The following is a 1,122-nucleotide window of genomic DNA, read 5'->3' on the forward strand; positions in this document are numbered from 1 at the left end:
TTGAACTCGATGGGGGCGCGCACATCAATCAAGGGCACATCGCCTAAAAAAATCTGGGCGTAGTCGGTGGCCAGCGGCAATTCACTCATTGGGCTATCTCACTCATTGAACAATCTCGATAAAGCGGGTGCCCTCAAGGGGCTTGATCTGGCCGATGGGCGAGAGCGTCAGGCCCGCTTCCCGCGCGATGGCGAGCAGCTCGGCTTCGCTCTCCTTGCCCACGGCAACCAGCAGGCCGCCGCTGGTTTGCGGATCGCACATGATGTTGCGGGTGCGATCGTCCATGGTATCCAGCTTATGGCCGTAGGAGTCGTGGTTACGCAGGGTACCGCCCGGTACGCAGCCCTCTGAGAGGTAGTAATCCACCTCGTCCAGCAGCGGCAGCGCCTTGAAGTCGAGGCGGGCGCTGACCTTGGAGCCTTCACACATCTCCAGCAGGTGACCGGCCAGACCAAAACCGGTGACGTCGGTCATGGCGTGAACACCCGGCAGCTCGGCAAAACGCTGGCCGATCTTGTTGAGGGTGCACATGGCGTTGGGGGCCAGCTGCTCGTGTTCCGGCTTGAGCTTTCTCTTCTTCTGGGCGGTAGTGAGGATACCGATGCCGATAGGCTTGGTCAGATAGAGGGTGTCACCCACCTTGGCGGTGTCGTTCTGCTTGATGGCATCCAGAGGTACGATACCGGTTACCGCGAGGCCGAAGATGGGCTCGGGGGCATCAATGCTGTGGCCACCGGCCAGCGAAATGCCCGCTTCATGGCACACCTGACGGCCACCGTCGATCACCTGCTGGGCCACTTCGGCGGGCAGGGTATTGATGGGCCAACCGAGAATGGCGATGGCTACGATGGGTTTGCCGCCCATGGCGTAGATGTCGCTGATGGCGTTGGTGGCGGCAATGCGGCCAAAGGTGAAGGGGTCATCGACGATGGGCATGAAGAAGTCGGTGGTGGAAACAATGCCCTGACCGTTGCCGATATCGACCACGGCCGCGTCATCCTTGCTGCTGTTGCCAACAATCAGGGTCGGGTCGTTGAAGCCCGGGATCTGGCTCTTGAGAATGGTGTCGAGTACCTTGGGAGAAATTTTGCAGCCGCAGCCAGCGCCGTGGCTGTATTGGGT

Annotated in this window: 1 protein-coding gene; it reads right to left on the minus strand. The window is 60.5% G+C overall.

What is annotated here, in order from left to right; translation table 11 throughout:
• Positions 1-102 precede the first annotated feature (102 nt).
• Positions 103-1,122: selenide, water dikinase SelD (gene selD / locus LD28_RS0112455; RefSeq protein WP_033137285.1), on the minus strand; the 1,020-nt coding region annotated here is incomplete at its 5' end.

It is taken from the genome of Aeromonas finlandensis, assembly GCF_000764645.1.
Taxonomy (GTDB): domain Bacteria; phylum Pseudomonadota; class Gammaproteobacteria; order Enterobacterales; family Aeromonadaceae; genus Aeromonas; species Aeromonas finlandensis.